This window comes from Pseudonocardia kunmingensis (assembly GCF_006716445.1).
Taxonomy (GTDB): Bacteria; Actinomycetota; Actinomycetes; order Mycobacteriales; family Pseudonocardiaceae; genus Pseudonocardia; species Pseudonocardia kunmingensis.
On record NZ_VFPA01000005.1, the window covers coordinates 393,920 to 410,090 of the forward strand.

At 74.7% G+C, this 16,171-nt stretch carries 16 protein-coding genes; 10 read left to right on the plus strand and 6 right to left on the minus strand.

Features of this window, described 5'->3' with window-relative positions; translation table 11 throughout:
- Position 1: 1 nt before the first annotated feature.
- A complete protein-coding gene (locus tag FB558_RS35420) occupies positions 2–187 on the minus strand; it encodes a hypothetical protein (protein WP_246106994.1) in 186 nt (61 codons plus the stop codon).
- A 365-nt stretch (positions 188–552) separates the two neighbouring features.
- On the opposite strand from FB558_RS35420, the gene FB558_RS35425 reads away from it, so the two are divergent.
- From FB558_RS35425 to FB558_RS35455, 7 genes are read left to right on the plus strand one after another with little or no spacing between them, the layout of a single operon-like run.
- Entirely contained in the window at positions 553–1,128 is a 576-nt protein-coding gene (locus tag FB558_RS35425) for a TerD family protein (protein WP_142061275.1), read from the plus strand.
- A gap of 11 nt (positions 1,129–1,139) precedes the next feature.
- Positions 1,140–1,826 (plus strand): TerD family protein, encoded by a 687-nt coding sequence (locus FB558_RS35430; RefSeq protein ID WP_142061277.1) that lies wholly within the window; start codon positions 1,140–1,142, stop codon positions 1,824–1,826.
- A gap of 31 nt (positions 1,827–1,857) precedes the next feature.
- Entirely contained in the window at positions 1,858–3,078 is a 1,221-nt protein-coding gene (locus FB558_RS35435) for an HpcH/HpaI aldolase/citrate lyase family protein (RefSeq protein WP_246106995.1), read from the plus strand.
- A complete protein-coding gene (locus tag FB558_RS35440) occupies positions 3,075–4,487 on the plus strand; it encodes a phosphoribosyltransferase family protein (protein WP_211367057.1) in 1,413 nt (470 codons plus the stop codon). The genes FB558_RS35435 and FB558_RS35440 overlap by 4 nt, the downstream gene beginning before the upstream one ends.
- A gap of 14 nt (positions 4,488–4,501) precedes the next feature.
- Positions 4,502–5,626 carry a cysteine protease StiP family protein gene (locus FB558_RS35445; RefSeq protein WP_281288716.1) on the plus strand — a complete coding sequence of 375 codons (1,125 nt, stop codon included), beginning with the start codon at positions 4,502–4,504 and terminating at the stop codon, positions 5,624–5,626.
- Between the two features lie 11 nt (positions 5,627–5,637).
- The gene (locus FB558_RS35450) at positions 5,638–6,498 is read left to right on the plus strand and encodes an HAD family hydrolase (RefSeq protein ID WP_211367059.1); all 861 of its coding nucleotides are present in this window, start codon (positions 5,638–5,640) and stop codon (positions 6,496–6,498) included.
- 33 nt (positions 6,499–6,531) lie between these two features.
- Complete coding sequence (locus FB558_RS35455) at positions 6,532–6,987, plus strand: tellurite resistance TerB family protein (RefSeq protein ID WP_142061282.1); 456 nt, start codon at positions 6,532–6,534, stop codon at positions 6,985–6,987.
- A 72-nt stretch (positions 6,988–7,059) separates the two neighbouring features.
- Here the strand turns inward: FB558_RS35455 and FB558_RS35460 are convergent, their stop codons facing one another.
- From FB558_RS35460 to FB558_RS35475, 4 genes are all read right to left on the minus strand, one after another.
- A complete protein-coding gene (locus tag FB558_RS35460) occupies positions 7,060–7,638 on the minus strand; it encodes a TerD family protein (protein WP_142061284.1) in 579 nt (192 codons plus the stop codon).
- 27 nt (positions 7,639–7,665) lie between these two features.
- Positions 7,666–8,802: a DUF475 domain-containing protein gene (locus FB558_RS35465; RefSeq protein ID WP_142061286.1), complete on the minus strand. Its 1,137-nt coding sequence runs from the start codon at positions 8,800–8,802 to the stop codon at positions 7,666–7,668.
- Between the two features lie 198 nt (positions 8,803–9,000).
- The gene (locus FB558_RS35470; protein WP_142061288.1) at positions 9,001–11,055 is read right to left on the minus strand and encodes an Ig-like domain repeat protein; all 2,055 of its coding nucleotides are present in this window, start codon (positions 11,053–11,055) and stop codon (positions 9,001–9,003) included.
- Between the two features lie 3 nt (positions 11,056–11,058).
- Complete coding sequence (locus tag FB558_RS35475) at positions 11,059–12,750, minus strand: Hsp70 family protein (RefSeq protein ID WP_142061290.1); 1,692 nt, start codon at positions 12,748–12,750, stop codon at positions 11,059–11,061.
- 29 nt (positions 12,751–12,779) lie between these two features.
- Here FB558_RS35475 and FB558_RS35480 point away from each other — a divergent pair, with 29 nt between their 5' ends.
- On the plus strand, positions 12,780–13,250 hold the full coding sequence (locus FB558_RS35480) for a nucleotide exchange factor GrpE (protein WP_142061292.1): 471 nt from the start codon (positions 12,780–12,782) through the stop codon (positions 13,248–13,250).
- A 202-nt stretch (positions 13,251–13,452) separates the two neighbouring features.
- On the opposite strand, the gene FB558_RS35485 is transcribed toward FB558_RS35480, so the two are convergent.
- Positions 13,453–14,205: a YebC/PmpR family DNA-binding transcriptional regulator gene (locus tag FB558_RS35485; RefSeq protein WP_142061294.1), complete on the minus strand. Its 753-nt coding sequence runs from the start codon at positions 14,203–14,205 to the stop codon at positions 13,453–13,455.
- Between the two features lie 88 nt (positions 14,206–14,293).
- Between FB558_RS35485 and FB558_RS35490 the strand changes: the two genes are divergently transcribed.
- Together FB558_RS35490 and FB558_RS35495 are read left to right on the plus strand one after the other, a co-directional pair.
- Positions 14,294–15,127, plus strand: coding sequence for a (2Fe-2S)-binding protein (locus tag FB558_RS35490; RefSeq protein ID WP_142061296.1), 834 nt, complete (start codon positions 14,294–14,296; stop codon positions 15,125–15,127).
- A 27-nt stretch (positions 15,128–15,154) separates the two neighbouring features.
- A complete protein-coding gene (locus FB558_RS35495; RefSeq protein ID WP_142061298.1) occupies positions 15,155–16,132 on the plus strand; it encodes an ABC transporter substrate-binding protein in 978 nt (325 codons plus the stop codon).
- Positions 16,133–16,171 lie beyond the last annotated feature (39 nt).

Sequence of the window (16,171 nt, forward strand, 5' to 3'; positions counted from 1 at the left end):
ATCAGCCCGTGGTGTTCCAGCGCTCGACGTAGGCCGTGCGCGGCGCCTGGAAGTCGACGATCAGCACCTGGGCGCCGGGCTCGATCTCCTCCTCGGACCGCTGGGGGTGTGCGTAGAACGCCTCCGACCCGCCGCGCACCGAGACCATGATCTCGCCCACCAGGCCCGGTCCGATCCGACCGGTCACCCGCCCCACCTTGCCGATCACGCATCCCCCCGACTCCCGAGCGCGAGCAGCCTAGTACGACAGCGGCAGGTCGTGGGGCGTTTCGTGATCGATCGGCAGCTGCACGGCGGCGCCCCCGCGAGCGCGCTCACGCACTCCTCGCCGCCCGGCGCGACTCTCCCGGCCCGCGACGGGCCGGAAGGCCACTTCCACGATCTCGGTGAGCTGCCCGGCCAGGTGGGAGCGTTGCGGGGGAACTGTGCGCGACCGTTCCCCGTTGGGCCTGTGACGTACCTGGCACCGAGTCCGGTTCATCCCGTTAAGCTCGGCCGCGCCAGCTCGGACCAGGGGGGATCGAGCCCCCCGCGACAGATGCGGAGCACTACGTGAGCGTCAGCCTCACCAAGGGCGGAAACGTCAGCCTCTCCAAGGAGGCCCCCGGCCTGACGAACGTCATCGTCGGCCTCGGCTGGGACGTCCGCAGCACCACGGGTACCGACTTCGACCTCGACGCGTCCGCGATCGTCCTGGGCGCCGACGGCAAGGTCATCTCCGACAGCCACTTCGTCTTCTTCAACAACAAGACCAGCCCCGACGGCACGGTCGAGCACACCGGCGACAACCTCACCGGTGAGGGCGAGGGCGACGACGAGCAGATCAAGGTCAACCTGGCCGGCATGGCCGCGGACGCCGACAAGATCGTCTTCCCGGTCAGCATCTACGACGCCGACTCGCGGTCGCAGAGCTTCGGCCAGGTCCGCAACGCGTTCATCCGCGTGGTGAACGAGGCGGGCGGCTCCGAGATCGCCCGCTACGACCTGTCGGAGGACGCCTCCACCGAGACCGCCATGGTCTTCGGCGAGCTGTACCGCAACGGCGCGGAGTGGAAGTTCCGTGCGGTCGGCCAGGGCTACGCGTCGGGCCTCGCGGGCATCGCCCGCGACTTCGGCGTCAACGTCTGACCCGGTCCGTCGTGGCGATCGACTACACCAAGCGGCCGAAGGCGGGCGGCGGGGACGCGGCGTCGGGTGGTGAGCCGGGCGGGGTGTCCCTGTCGAAGGTCACGCTCACGAAGTCCGCGCCGAGCGTCTCGCTCACCAAGCGGGGCGCCGCCGGCGGGCAGCTGCGCGTCAACCTCCAGTGGAGCGCGGGCGAGCAGCAGAGCCGGGGCCTGTTCGGCAAGCGCCGCGGCAACGCGATCGACCTGGACCTGGGCTGCCTGTGGGAGTTCTCCGACGGCAGCAAGGGCGTGGTGCAGGCACTGGGCAACGCGTTCCAGGCGCCCTACCAGGGCACGCCCATCATCCGGCTCGACGGCGACGACCGCTCGGGGTCGGCCACCGGCGGCGAGAACATGTTCATCGACCTGTCCCGGGTCGACGAGATCCGCCGCATCCTCGTGTTCACCTTCATCTACGAGGGTGTGCCGAACTGGGCGAGCGCCGACGGCGTCGTCACCCTCCACCCGGCCGCCGGGCCGGAGATCGAGGTGCGGCTCGACGAGCCCGACCCCAGCTCGCCCACCTGCGTGATCGCGATGCTGGAGAACCAGGGCGGCGACCTGGTGGTGCGCCGCGAGGTGCGCTACATCCGGGGCGGCCAGGCCGACGTCGACGCGGCGTACGGCTGGGGGATGGAGTGGGCGCGGGGGCGCAAGTAGCGCCACCCGTCCGCCCGGACGATCGCGTGTCGTGCCACATCGGTGTGGCTTCTTCGAGGGGAGCACCACCGTGCGGCACTTCGGGTACCTGAGCGCGTCCGACACGGGTGCGCTGTTCGAGGCGCCGCCGGAGCCGTTCGGCCGCGGGAGCGGCACCGGACTGCTCTCGGTGGCGCTGGGCGCCACCCTGTACATGCCGGCGAGCCGTCCCGCGCTCGCCGCCGACGTCACGAAGCAGGCGGCGGCCGGGGTCACCTCGGTCGTCGCCTGCCTCGAGGACTCGATCGCCGACGATCGGCTCGCCGAGGCCGAGGACAACCTGGTGGCGGCGCTCACCGAGCTGCACGGGGACGCCGCCGCCGAGCTGCCGCTGCTGTTCGTGCGGGTCCGCGCCCCGGAGCAGATCCCGGCGTTGGTGGCGCGCCTGGGCCGCGCCGCCGCGGTTCTGGACGGGTTCGTGCTGCCCAAGTTCACCGCCGAGCGCGGGGCCGACTTCCTGCGCGCGGTCGACGCGGCCGACGCCGCCCGCACAGGCGCCCCGCCGTTGCTGGTGATGCCCGTGATCGAGTCCGGTGCCGTGCTCTACGCGGAGTCCCGCGTCGCCGAGCTCACCCGGCTGCGGGACCTGCTGCACCGCGAGCGCCGCCGCGTCCTCGCGGTCCGGCTGGGCGCCACCGACCTGTGCGCCCTCTACGGCCTGCGGCGCTCCCCCGATCTCTCCATCTACGACGTGAAGGTCGTGAGCGACCTCATCGCCGACGTCGTCAACGTGCTCGGGCGGGCCGACGGCAGCGGGTTCACGGTCACCGGCCCCGTCTGGGAGTACTACGGGGGCCACGACGGCGGCCCGGAGCGGATCTTCAAGCCGCAGCTGCGGCAGTCGCCCTTCCTCGAGCACGACGAGCCGGACCTGCGCGGCCAGCTCGTCTCCCGGGCGATCGACGGGCTCATCCGGGAGGTCACGCTGGACCGCGCCAACGGCCTCACCGGCAAGACGGTGATCCACCCGAGCCACGTGGGCGTCGTCCACGCGCTGTCGGTGGTCCCCTACGAGGAGCACCGGGACGCGGCCGACGTGCTCGGCTCCGGTGCCTCCGGCGGCGTGCTCGCCTCCGTGCACCGCAACAAGATGAACGAGGTCCGCCCCCACGCCGCCTGGGCGCGCCAGACGATGCTGCGCGCGCAGGTGTTCGGGGTGGCGGCCGACGGCGTCTCGTTCGTCGACCTCCTGGCCGCGAGCCTGCGCCGATGACGGGGTCGATGACGGGGTCGATGACGGGTCCGGCGACGCGGCTCGCGCCCGCTGCCCCGCTCGTCGAGCGGCTCGGGGTGCGGCTGCACCCGGTCGGGCCGGGCGCGGACCCACGCGTGCTGCTCGGCCTCGCGCTGCGCCGCAACCCGCGCCGCGCGCAGCTGCTCGTCTCCCGCGTGCTCGGCAAGCACGTGCCCACCGACCCCCGCCTGGTCCGCGCGGCCGGGCTCCTGCTGGGCGGGCTCGTCGCCGACGCGCTCGCCGCACGCCCGGCGCGGGCGCTGCCGCTGGCCCTGCTGCACGCCGCCGTGGGCGGGGACCGGGACGCGACGGCCGCCCTGCAGGATGCGGCCTGCCGGGCGATCGGCGAACCGGCGGCGGACGCGCTCGTCCTCGGGTTCGCCGAGACGGCCACGGCGCTGGGGCACTGCGTCGCCGAGGGTCTGGGCGGCGCCGACGTGCTGCACTCGACCCGCCGGCCGGTCCCCGGATTCGCCACCGCGGGCGGCTTCACCGAGGAGCACTCGCACGCCACCGACCACCTGCTGCTGCCCGCCGAGGCCGGCCTGCTGCGCGGCACCCGCCCGCTCGTGCTGGTGGACGACGAGCTGTCGACCGGTCGCACCGCGCTGAACACGATCACGGCCCTGCACCGCAGCGCGCCCCGCGAGCGCTACGTGGTGGCCGCTCTCGTCGACGTGCGACCGCCGGGCGGGGAGCTCGCGGCGGGGGTCGCGGCGCTCGGTGCGCGGCTCGACGTCGTGGCGCTCGCCCGCGGGCGCGTCGAGCTCCCCGCCGACCTCGCCGCACGGGCCGCGGCGCTGCGCGCCGAGCTCGACGCCCGGCCCGGCCCGGCCGCACCGCGACGCGCGCACACCGAGGCTCCGACTCACGACACGGCTGCACCCGGCCCGCGGGTGGAGCTGGCGGCGCTCGGCTGGCCGTCCGGGCTGCCGGCGGGGGCGCGGCACGGGTTCGACGCCGCCGCGCACCGCGCGCTCGCGGCGGCGCTGCCCGGCCTCGCCGCCGGGGTGGCGGCCGCGGCCGGGCTGCGCGCGGGCGACAAGACGCTGGTGCTGGGCACCGAGGAGCTGATGCAGCTGCCGCTGCGGCTGGCCCAGACCCTCGCCGACGCCGGGCACGAGGTGGCGTTCTCCACCACCACCCGCTCCCCCGCCGTCGTGGCCGACGAGCCCGGCTACGCCCTGTCCAGCGGGATCACCTTCCCCGCCCACGACGACCCCGCCGACGGGCCCGGCCCGCGCTTCGCCTACAACGTGGGCGCCGCGCACTGGGACCACGTGCTCGTGGTCGTCGACCCCCCGGCCGACACACCCGCGCTGATCGCCGGGCTGCTCCCGGCGCTGGCCCCGCACACCCGCCGCACGACCCTGGTGGTGACGCCCTGAACACGCCCGAACCGCTGCGCGGACCCGGCTTCGGCAGCTACGCCCCCGACGAGGTCGCGTGGCTGCTCACCGACCTGTCCGACCTCGAGCTGGAAGCACCGGTCGAGGAGCGCGAGGAGGCCGTCCAGAGCGGGGGCGCGCACTACGCCGAGTCGCTGCCGCAGGAGTACCAGCCCGACGCCGAGTACATGCAGCTCTACCGCTCCGCGCTGGCGGCGGGCGCGCCGCGGCTGGCACGGGCCGTCGCCACCGTGGCCGAGCTGGTGCTGGCCGAGCGCGGGCGGGACGTCGTGCTCGTCTCGCTGGCCCGTGCCGGCACCCCGGTCGGGGTGCTGCTGCGCCGGTGGGCCCGCCACGCCCACGGGCTCGACCTGCCGCACTACGCCGTCTCGATCGTGCGCGGCCGCGGGATCGACCGGCTCGCGCTGCACCACCTCGCCGCCCACCACGATCCGGAGCGCGTCGTGTTCGTCGACGGCTGGACCGGCAAGGGCGCCATCTCCCGCGAGCTCAGCGCCGCGCTCGCCGAGCACGAGCGCGACACCGGCGCGCGGTTCGACCCCGACCTCGCGGTGCTCGCCGACCCGGGCCGCTGCGCCACCACGTTCGGCACCCGCGACGACTGGCTGATCGCATCGGCGTGCCTGAACTCGACGGTCTCCGGCCTGGTCTCGCGCACCGTGCTCAACCCGCGGCTGCTGCATCCCGGCCAGTACCACGGCGCGAAGTTCTACGCCGACCTCGCGCCCGCCGACGTCTCGAACGACTTCCTCGACACGGTCACCGCCGAGTTCGCCTGCGTCACCGCGGCAGCGCCGCCCACCGACCGCACCGCCGACTTCGCCGGCCGCCGCGCCGTGGACGAGATCGTCGACGCGTACGGCATCGGCGAGGCGAACCTCGTCAAGCCCGGGGTCGGTGAGACCACCCGCGTCCTGCTGCGACGGGTGCCCTGGCGGGTGCTGGTGCGCGCCGGTGCCCCCGCCGACGACCTGGCGCACGTCCGGCTGCTCGCGGAGCGCCGCGGCGTGCCCGTGGAGGAGGTCGAGGGCCTGCCCTACAGCTGCGTGGGGCTGATCCACCCCCGATTCACGCGCGGTGCCACCGGCGCCGACGGGCTCGCGGCGGCCGCACCGTGACCCCCGACACCGTGACCCCCGACACCGTGAGCCCCGCACCGGTCGTCTGCCTGGACCTCGACCGCACCACGATCTACTCGGCCGCGGCGCTGGAGCTGCGCGAACCCGACCACGAGGCCCCGCGGTTGCTCTGCGTGGAGGTCTACAAGGGCGCGCCCCTGTCGTTCATGACGGAGGCCGCGGTCGCGGCCTTCCACGAGCTGCGCGCAGCGGCCACCGTCGTCCCGACCACCACCCGCACCCCGGAGCAGCTCGCCCGCGTGCACCTGCCCGGCCCACCGTCGCCGTACGCCATCGCGAGCAACGGGGGCCACCTGCTGGTCGACGGTGTGGCGGACCCCGAATGGGACGCCGCAGTGCGCGAGCGGCTGGCGGGCTGCGCCCCGCTCGCCGAGGTGCAGGCGCACCTGCGCGCCCGCGGCGGCCCGTTCGTGCTGGCGCTGCGGGAGGCGAGCGCGCTGTTCGCGTACGCGGTCGTGGACCGCGCCGTGCTGCCCGCGGGCTGGGTCGACGAGCTCGCGGCGTGGTGCGCGCCGCGGGGCTGGACCGTCTCGCTGCAGGGCCGCAAGGTCTACGCGGTGCCCGCCGGGCTGACGAAGTCGGCCGCCGCCGCCGAGGTCGTCGCCCGGTGCGGGGGCGGGCCGCTGCTCGCCGCGGGCGACTCGCTGCTCGACACCGACCTGCTCGACGTCGCAGGCGCCGCCATCCGCCCCGCGCACGGCGAGCTCGCCGACACCGGTTTCGCACGCCCGCACCTCGCCGTCACCACCGCGCGCGGGGCCGCGGCGGGCGCGGAGCTGCTCGGCTGGCTGCGCGACCGGGCGACCGGCCGGGTGGGCACCGCCCCGATGTCCGTTTCTGGCAGGCTGTGAACCAGCCGACGCTCAACAGGAGGTAATCGCCCCATGGCGCTGTGGGACCAGCTCAAGGAACGCGCGGCGGACATGTCCGCCCAGGCCAAGACCCAGGTCGGGAAGTTCAAGAACAAGGACTTCGCCAACGCCAGCATGGCCATGTGCGCGCTGATCGCCGCGGCCGACGGCAGCATCGACCCCGAGGAGAAGCGCAAGACCGCGGGGTTCATCAGCAGCAACGACACGCTGTCGATCTTCCCGGCGAGCGAGCTGCTGGAGAAGTTCAACCACTACGCGGGCAAGCTCGAGGCCGACTACGACTTCGGCAAGGTCGAGGCCATCCAGGCCCTGTCCAAGCTCAAGTCGAAGCCGGACGCCGGCCGCGCCGTCATCCAGGTCGGCATCATCATCGGTGGCGCCGACGGCAACTTCGACAAGAACGAGATGCAGGCCGTCCGCGAGGCGTGCCAGGCGGTGGGCATCGCGCCCGCCGAGTTCGACCTCTGATCCGTCGCACACGGCAACGGGCCCCGGCGGTGTTCCGCCGGGGCCCGTTGCCGTGTGGGCCGGGACGTGCTCTCAGAGGTGTCCGGTGGTGGCCGGCAGCAGGTCCTGGAAGGTCCGCCCGGTGGCCGTGGCACCGATGGCCGTCATGCTCCAGCCGCCCCCGCCGTCCCGGCTGACCTTCGCCATGATCTGCGCGTTGTGCCGGCCGGATCCCGACAGCTCGTAGCGCGCGAGCTCCTCGTTGGTGGTCTCGTCGACCAGCCGGCAGAAGGCGTTCTCGATCTGCGAGAAGTCCTGGCCGGTGAACGAGTTGACCGTGAACACGATCTGCGTGGTGCTCGGCGACAGCCGGCCGAGGTCCACCAGGACCGCCTCGTCGTCACCCTCGCCCGCGCCGGTGAGGTTGTCACCGGTGTGCTGCACGGCGCCGTCCTGGCTGCGCAGCTGGCGGAACCACACGGCGTCGACGAGGTTGCCGCCGGCGTCGAACAGCAGCGCCGAGGCGTCCAGGTCGATGGACTGCGACTTCGAGCCGAACAGGCCGCGCTTCTTCACCGCGTCCCAGCCCAGGCCCATCCGCACCAGGGTCAGGGTGCCGCCGCCGCGCTTGGCGAGCGACACCTTCTGGCCCTTGGTCAGGTTGATGCCCACTTGTACCCCCTCGTGAACGTGGATCGATCAGGCGTTGTGATGGGCCGCCAGCTCGTCGGCCGTCTTGTGGGTGTCGATGCCCTGCGCGGCCAGCCGCCGGTTGCGGATGATGCTGCTGGCGAGCGCGGCCAGGATGAACCCGGCGCCGAGGAGGCCGGTGATGATCTCGTTGACGTGGAAGCCGACGCCGACGAGCAGGATCGTCGCCAGCGCACCGATCGCCCAGTGGGCGCCGTGCTCCAGGTAGACGTACTCGGCCAGGGTGCCCTTGCGGACCAGGAACACGGTGAGGGACCGGACGAACATCGCGCCGATGAAGCCGAGGCCCAGGGCGATGATGATCGGGTCGGTCGTGATCGCGAACGCGCCGATCACCCCGTCGAACGAGAACGACGCGTCCAGCACCTCGAGGTAGAGGAACAGGAAGAAGCCGGCCTTGCCGGTGGCCTTGGCCAGCTGCGACGGGCCGCCCCCGTTGCCGCCCGCTGCGGCGGCGTCCTCGTCGAGGTGCTCCACCTGCTTCTGCCCGGCCCGCTCGAAGAAGTCGCCCAGGCCGTTGACCGCGAGGTAGGTGATCAGGCCGAGCGAGCCGGCGACCAGCACGACGGCCGGGTCCTCCGCGAGGAAGTTGGCCAGCAGCACGAGCGCGCCGACGGCGATGACGACCGAGAGCCGCTGCAGCTGGCCGATCCGCGCGAGCGGGCGCTCCAGCCAGGTGAGCCAGGTGTGCTCGCGCTCGGTGAACACCCAGTCCAGGAACAGGATGATCAGGAACATGCCGCCGAACGAGGCGATCTGCGGGTAGGCCTCGTTGAGCAGGTACGCGTAGCTGGTGGGGTCGTCCTCGGGACGGCGCTCCATCGCCAGCGTGACCGCCTCGATCGGGCCGAGATCGGCGGTGACACCGACGATCAGCAGTGGGAACACCAGCCGCATGCCGAAGACCGCGATCAGGATGCCGATCGTCAGGAAGATCTTCTGCCAGAACTCGCTCATCCGCTCCAGCACGGTGGCGTTGACCACCGCGTTGTCGAACGACAGCGAGACCTCGAGGATGCCCAGGACCGCGCACAGGAGGAGTGCTTCCCACCCGCCGTACATGAGGGCGATGACGAGTGACACCACCGTCACCGCATAGGACCAGCCGAAGATCCGAAGGTTCATGTCCCCTTTTCCTGATTCCGTCTCGGCGTCCGCGGCCCCGGAGCCACCATCTGTCGCCCGGACCGGGCACGTCCGAGCGGCACACCCGAATCGGGCAGCGGTGTCCAGTGTGCCCGAAACGTCGCGTCGTGTCGGAGGCGGCCGTCCGAGATCACGTCCCCGGTCACATCCTGGTCACGATCCGGCGAGCCGCGGCGGTCACCGGGCGGAGCGGTCGTCCGAGCGCATCTCGGCCGAGCGTTCACCCCCGACGGCCGCGCTCACGGCGTAGACGGGGACCCCGCCGTCCCGGGGCGCGCCGCCGTCCTCGAGGTCGTGCCCGCGGGTCCGGCCGACCACGCGCCACCGCCCGTCCGGGGTCAGGCACCGCACCCGGTACTCCGCGTCGGGCCCGCCGCCGGTCCAGCGCACGCGGACCGCGCCGCTCGCCTCCCGCACCGCGCGCACGGTGCGGGGTGCGCCCGGCCCCGACGCCGCGGCCGCGGGAGGCGTTGCCGTCTGCGCGGCATCGGAGCGCGTGGCGTCCGACGTGCGGCCCCCCTGCAGGGCCGCCACCGCGTACACCGGCACCTCGACGCCCACGGGGGCGCCGCCGTCGTCCATCGACGTGCCGCCGCAGCGGCCCAGCACCTGCCAGCTGCCGTCGGGGCGCATGCGGCTGACGCGGTAGACGACGTCGGGCGTGGTCGAGGCGGCCCACAGGACGAGGACGTCGCCCCGCGCGTCCCGGGCGGCGCTCACCCAGGCCGGGGCACCCACCGGGATCTGCGCCAGTGCGGCGGTGGCGCCCGGGTGCCCCGGGCAGGTTCCCAGCACGGCGAGCAGGGCGGCGGCGCGGTCGGCGGGCGGCCCGGCCGGGGCGTCGGCGACCGCCCGGTCGGCCCGCTCCAGCTCCGCGCGGGCGCGCCGCAGCAGCGCGTCCGCGCCGACGCCCTCCGGTCCCGGCACGTCCGCGGCGCAGCGGTGCAGCCGGTCCAGGTGCTCGACCGCCTCGTGCCACCGCCGGGCCCCGCACGCGGCCGCGGCCGACCGCCAGCGCGAGCCCGCCTCGCCGAGGACGGCCTCGACCTCGTCGGCCACCGCGCGCACCGGCGTCCCGCCGTCGTCGCCCGCGTGCCGCTCGGCCTCGCGCACCAGCCGCTGCGCCTGCGCCGGTCGCCCGGCGCGCAGCGCGGCGCGAGCGGCCTTCAGCGGCTCCTCCCACGCCCGCCGCCGTGCTGCCGGCGGCGGTGGTGCGCCCGCCACCGGGGCCTGTTCCTCGGCGGTGACTTCCTCGACGGCGACTTCCTCGACGACGACGCCCAGCTCGGCGGCCAGCCCGGCCAGCACCGCCGCGGCCCGCCGGGGGTCCAGGCCGGCCGCCAGCGCCACCTCCAGCAGGTGTGCCCGGTCCTCGGCGACGAGCCGGTCCTCCACCAGCACGGCGGCCCGCAACCGCGGGCGCAGGTGGTCGGCGACATCCGCGGCGACCGCCTCCAGGTAGGCCTCCCGCGCCGCCGGGCCCGGTTCGACCAGCTCCGCGACGTGGACGAGCAGCTCGTCGACCACCGCGCGCAGCCGGTCCGGCGGCAGCTCCCGCGCCCGGGCCCGCCAGGCCCCGGTCCGGGCGCGCACCTGCGCGTCCGTGGCGTCGGCGGTCAGCCCGAGCAGTGCGAACAGGGTGGGCGGAGCGGCCTCGCCGGTGAGCCGGCCGAACTCCTCCAGCAGGGCGTGGACCTGCCGGCGCCGCTCGGCGCCGACCTCCGCCCGAGCGGGCGCGGCGGCGCCCGGCAGCACCCGGTGGCGCCGCAGCCGTACCTCGACCTCGGTGCGCGCCAGCCCGGCCAGCGCCCCCACCTCGTACAGGCCCTCCACCTTGTCGGCGGGGATCCCGCGGTGGCGGGCGACCAGCCGGCTGACGGCGGTGTCGAGCAGCTCGAAGCGGACCGCGTCGCGCTGCTCGCGCTGGGCGCGCACCCGCGCGGCGGCGGTGCGGCGCCGGCCCGCGTCGAGCAGCTCCGCGCTGCGCACGGCGTGCTGGGCCACCAGAAGGCCCACGAGCACGCGGTACTTCGGGTGGTCGCGCTGGCGCTGCCAGGCCCCCCAGACCTCGGCGACCCGCTCGGCGACGGCCGCGTCGTCCAGGTCGTCGGACGGGGGCAGGTCGTAGAGCTCGAACGGGTCCGACGCCTCCGGTCCGCCGCGCTTCTCGACGGCCGCGAGCACCCGTTTGCGGTAGTCGCCCGGGTCGAACGGGGCCAGATCGGTGGTCACGGCTCACCCACGGCGGCGCGTCCTGCCCAGCTGGTCGCGCTCCCGCGCCACCTCGGCCTGCGACAGGGTGGCCCCGGTCGTGGCCGTCAGCTGCAGCGGAATCGCGGCGTCGACGTGGAACGCGGTGACGTGCAGCACGCCGTCGAAGCCCATCTCGAACGTCACCCGCACCTCGCTGCCCTCGTCGTAGCCGGGCGGGATGCCCGAGATGTCCCCGACCATGAGGACCTTCGCGTCCTCGGGCCGGGACGACTCGGCCTGCCCCTGCTGCTCCACGACCGTCACCTGGATGACGTCCTGGTCCGCGCGGATCGTGCCGTAGGAGCGGCTGGTGCGGATCGGGAGCCGGTCGTTGCGGTGCACCAGCCACGAGGGCTCCAGACGCCCGGAGGCGGCGTTGACCGCCAGCACCCCGAACCCGCGCGACACCACCGTGTCGACCTGGATCTCGACGGCGCGGCGCACCTGCGACAGCGGCACCGCATAGGCGTCGGCGACGCGGCGGCAGGCGTCGTCGAGGTCGGCGGCGGCGGCGTCCTCGAGCGGCGCGCCGTCCCGCAGCCGGCCGCGGGTGCGCAGGTCGGCCGCGACCATGCGCTCGAGTTCCTTCTTCTCCCCGTACAGCGCGGCGCCGCGGGCGACGGCGAGGTCGGGATCGTGCAGCTGCGGGTCCAGGTCCAGCTCGGCGCGCAGGGCGGCCGCCACGGCAGGCATGCGCGCCGAGCCGCCGACCAGCAGCACCCGGTCGACGCCCGCGACGCCGCGGCGGGCGGCTTCGGCGAGGCAGGCGCGGGTGAGGTCCACGGTGCGGCGCAGCAGCGGCGCGGTCATCTCCTCCAGCTCGGCGCGGGTGAGGCACACGGTCGCGCGGACGCCGTCGTGCGCGACGACTACGTCGGTGCTCTCGGCGTCGGTGAGCTGGTGCTTGGCCCGCTCCGCCGCCAGGACCAGCGCCTGCGCACCCGCCGAGTCGTCGAGCGGGTCCTCCGCGTCCGGGTTCTCGGCGCAGAAGCGGCGCGACAGGTGCAGCGCCACCCGCTCGTCCCAGTCGGCACCGCCGAGCTGGTGGTCGCCGTCCACGGCGAGCACGGAGATCCGCCGGTCCGCCAGCTCGATGACCGTGGCGTCGAAGGTGCCACCGCCCAGGTCGTAGACGAGGACGGTCTCGTGCCGGGTCGTCTCCTGGCTCTTCGAGACGTCGGGGCTGCCGTCGAGGCGCCCGAACCCGTACGCGAGCGCCGCGGCGATCGGCTCGGACAGCACGTCGACGACGTCGAGCCCGGCGTAGCCGCCCGCGAGCACGGTGGCGCGCCGCTCCTCGTCGCCGAAGTAGGCGGGCACCGTGATGACGGCGGCCGAGGGCGTGTCCCCCGTGGCGAAGCCCGCGTCCGCGACCAGGCTCTTCAGGACCAGCGACGAGACCGCGGGCGCCGACCAGCCCGTGCCGTGGGCGACGAAGCGCCACTCCGCGTCGCCCATCCGGCGCTTCACGAGCGCGCACACGTGCTCCGGGTCGAGCCGGGCCTCCCGGCGCGCGCCCTCCCCCACGACGTGCTCGTCCGGGCCGGCGAACAGCACCACCGACGGCGTGGTCGGCGTGCCCGACAGGCCCGTGAGGACCTCGGGGCGGCCGTCCGGGCCGGTGCGCGCGATGGCGGAGTTCGTGGTGCCGAGATCGATACCGTGGACGGCCACGCGCAGACACTAGCGATAGGTTCCCCGGGGTGGCCGACCCCTCGTTGCAGGACCTCGCGGACAAGGTCGACGACCTGACGCGCCTCGTCACCCGCCAGACCGCCACGCTCGGCAGGATCGCCGACGCGGGCGCCCGCTCCGGGCCCGACGTGCCCCTCCTCGTGGACCTGCACGCCCTGCGCACCGACGCGCTGGCGTGTGCCGCGACCACCCGCACCCGCAAGGAGCGCGCGGCGTTCGAGGCCATCGCCGGCGGGCTGGAGCGCCTGCTCGCCGGCCGCGGCGGGACGCTCGTCTCACCCCGTCCGGGGCACGCGTTCAGCGCGGCGACCATGGAGGCCGCGGAGGTCGTGCGCACCGACGACGCCGCGCTCGACCGCACGGTGGCCGTCCTGCTCGAGCCCGGCCTGGAGGTCGAGGGCCGCTCGGTGCGCCCGGCGCGGGTGGCCGTGCACCGCCACCGCGGCCCGCAACCGACGAACGGCACTCCCGTCGGCTAGTGTCCCCCGCCGGAAGTTCGCTGGGTAAGTCGGTGGATCCAGGTTCTCGCTGCGTGTGCCGGGCGGCGAGCCTCGTACCGGGCGTACTCGGCTCGTCGACCGGTGCGCGCAGCGTGGAGCTGGGCCGCCGAATTATTCGGCGGACTTCCGGCGGGGGACACTAGGGACCGACGGGAGTGCCGTTCGTCAGGCGGAGCGGGTTCTACGCGTTCACTTCTTCCAGGACCTCGTCGCTCACGTCGAAGTTGGCGTAGACGTTCTGGACCTCGTCGGAGTCCTCGAGGGCCTCGATCAGCCGGAACACCTTCTTGGCCGCGTCGGCGTCGAGCGGCACCGACATCGAGGGCAGGAAGGTGGGGTCGGCCGAGTCGTAGTCGATGCCCGCCTCCTGCAGCGCGGTGCGGACCGGGATGAGGTCGGTGGCCTCGGAGACGATCTCGAAGCTCTCGCCGAGGTCGTTGACCTCCTCGGCGCCGGCGTCGAGCACGGCGAGCAGTAGGTCGTCCTCGGTGAGCCCGTTCCTCGGCACGATCACCACGCCCTTGCGGGTGAACAGGTAGGCGACCGACCCCGGGTCCGCCATTTGGCCGCCGTTGCGGGTCATCGCCGTGCGCACCTCGGTGGCGGCGCGGTTGCGGTTGTCGGTGAGGCACTCGATGAGCACCGCGACGCCGTTCGGCGCGTACCCCTCGTAGGTGATGGTCTGGTAGTCCGCACCGCCCGCGTCGGCCCCCGACCCGCGCTTGACGGCGCGGTCGATGTTGTCGTTGGGCACCGAGCTCTTCTTCGCCTTCTGGATGGCGTCGTAGAGCGTGGGGTTGCCGTCGGGGTCACCGCCGCCGGTGCGCGCGGCGACCTCGATGTTCTTGATCAGCTTGGCGAACATCTTGCCGCGGCGAGCGTCGATGACGGCCTTCTTGTGCTTGGTGGTCGCCCATTTGGAGTGGCCGCTCATCGATGTCCTTTCTCCGTGCACAGATCCCGTCGATCCTACCGTCGGGGCTCGGCGCGCCGGAGGCGGTGTGCGCGCATAGGGTGCCCGGATGGGGACGGTCGTGGGCGAACGCCTCGAGGAGCTGCGGGCCCGGTGCGCGCCGCTCACCTTCGCGCCGCTGCCCGAGATCGCGGCCACGGCGCCGAGCGGGCCGGGCTGGTCCAGCGCCGCGCAGCTCGCCGCGCCCGGGTCGGCCCGGCTGGACGAGCTGCTCGCGGTCGCCGCCGCGAGCGCACCCACCGGCCCGCACGCCGTCCACGCGCTGCGCACCGTGCTGCGCGAGCTGATCTTCTGCGTGAGCGCCGCGGTGTACCTCGTGGACGCCGCGCCGGCCGTCACCCCGGCCGGCTACTGGTGCCACGCGGGCGGGCGGACGGGCGTGGACCGCCGCCTGCTCGTCGTCGCCGCCACCGCGCGGGTGGGCGGCGCGTCGCCCACCGGTGCCGCCGACGTGCGCCTGTCGTCCACCGAGGCGCTGGACGCGTGGGTCGCGGAGGGGTTCGTGGGGACGGTCGCGCCGCTCGTCGAGGCCGTGCGCGCCCGCAGCCGCGTCGGGCCGCGCACCCTGTGGGGCTACGTGCTCGACATGCTGCACTTCAACGCGCTCAGCGTGGCCCGCCAGCTCGGGCACGACCGCACGACCGCGTGGGAACGGGCCGCACGGCTGGCCGATGCGCTGCACGCGGCGGGAGCGCCGCGGTTCTCCCGTCCGGAGCTGGTGCGCTTCGGCGCCGACCGGGACGAGGTGTGGGGCGTGCGCGGCGCGTGCTGCCTGGACTTCAAGGACCCGGGGCACGGGATGTGCCTGACCTGCCCGCTCCTCGACGCGGACGCCCGCACCGCCAAGTGGGCCGCCTCGGCCCTGCGGCCCGCGCGCAGCTGAGGTTAGCCTCACCTCTACTGTGGGCGCGTGATCACGGCCGCGCCGCCCCCGCTCACCCGCCGCGCGTTCCTCGCGGGCACCGCAGGGCTCGTCACCCTCGCGGGCTGCGCCGCCGACCCCGCGCCCACCGCCCCCGCTGCCACGCGGCCGGTCACCCACCCGCTCGGCACGGCCGACGTCCCGCTGGCACCGCGGCGGGTGGTCTCGCTGGACTCCAACGGCGCGCTGCAGGTCGGGCTCGAGGTGGGCGCCCCGCTCGTCGCGTCCGAGACGCTCGACGGCGCCGTGACGGTGCCGGGTTACCTCCCGCAGCCGCCGCCGGGCTTCACCTCGCTCGGGTTCGACCAGCTCGACCTGGAGCGCATCGCCGCGCTGGCCCCGGACCTCGTGATCGGCAACGTGCAGCGCGTCGAGCCCGCCTACCCCGAGCTCAGCCGGATCGCCCCCACGGTGGCGTACGAGAACGCCGGGGCCGGGCAGGACTGGCGCGACGCCGTCCGCACGATCGGCGACGTGCTGGGCGCGCGGGACCGCATCGACGCGCGGCTCGCCGAGTACGCCGCGCGGGTGGAGGCCGTGGCGGCGCGGCACGCCGCGACGATCGCCGGGTCGAGCGTCGCGCTGCTCCGGTTCACCGGGTCCGAGCTGCGGATCGTGCGCGGCGAGATCTTCGGCGCCTCGATCCTCGCGCACGCCGGGATCCGGCGCCCGCCCTCCACCGACACCCCGGGTGGCAGCGCCACCTACGTCTCCCTCGGCGAGGAGACCGTCGGCGTCACCGCCGACGCGGACGTGCTGCTCTACTTCGTCGGCGGTGGCGGGTCTGCCCGCGACGCCGCGGACACCGCGCAGCGGTACCTCTCCGGCGGTCTGTGGGCGCAGCTGCCCGCCGTGCAGGCGGGCCGGGTGGTGGAGCTGGACCCGGTGGCCTGGTGGGACGGCTACTCGGTGTCAGCCGCCCTGGCGTGCGTCGACGAGCTGGACGCCGCGCTGGCCCGCCCATGACGAACGGCACTCTCGTCGGCTAGGTGCCGACGAGAGTGC

Coding starts and splice junctions, on each gene's coding strand:
- FB558_RS35440 (WP_211367057.1), top strand. CDS start 3,075: ATGACGGGGTCGATGACGGGGTCGATGACGGGTCCGGCGACGCGGCTC.
- FB558_RS35455 (WP_142061282.1), top strand. CDS start 6,532: ATGGCGCTGTGGGACCAGCTCAAGGAACGCGCGGCGGACATGTCCGCC.
- FB558_RS35465 (WP_142061286.1), bottom strand. CDS start 8,802: ATGAACCTTCGGATCTTCGGCTGGTCCTATGCGGTGACGGTGGTGTCA.
- FB558_RS35485 (WP_142061294.1), bottom strand. CDS start 14,205: ATGAGCGGCCACTCCAAATGGGCGACCACCAAGCACAAGAAGGCCGTC.
- FB558_RS35490 (WP_142061296.1), top strand. CDS start 14,294: ATGGGGACGGTCGTGGGCGAACGCCTCGAGGAGCTGCGGGCCCGGTGC.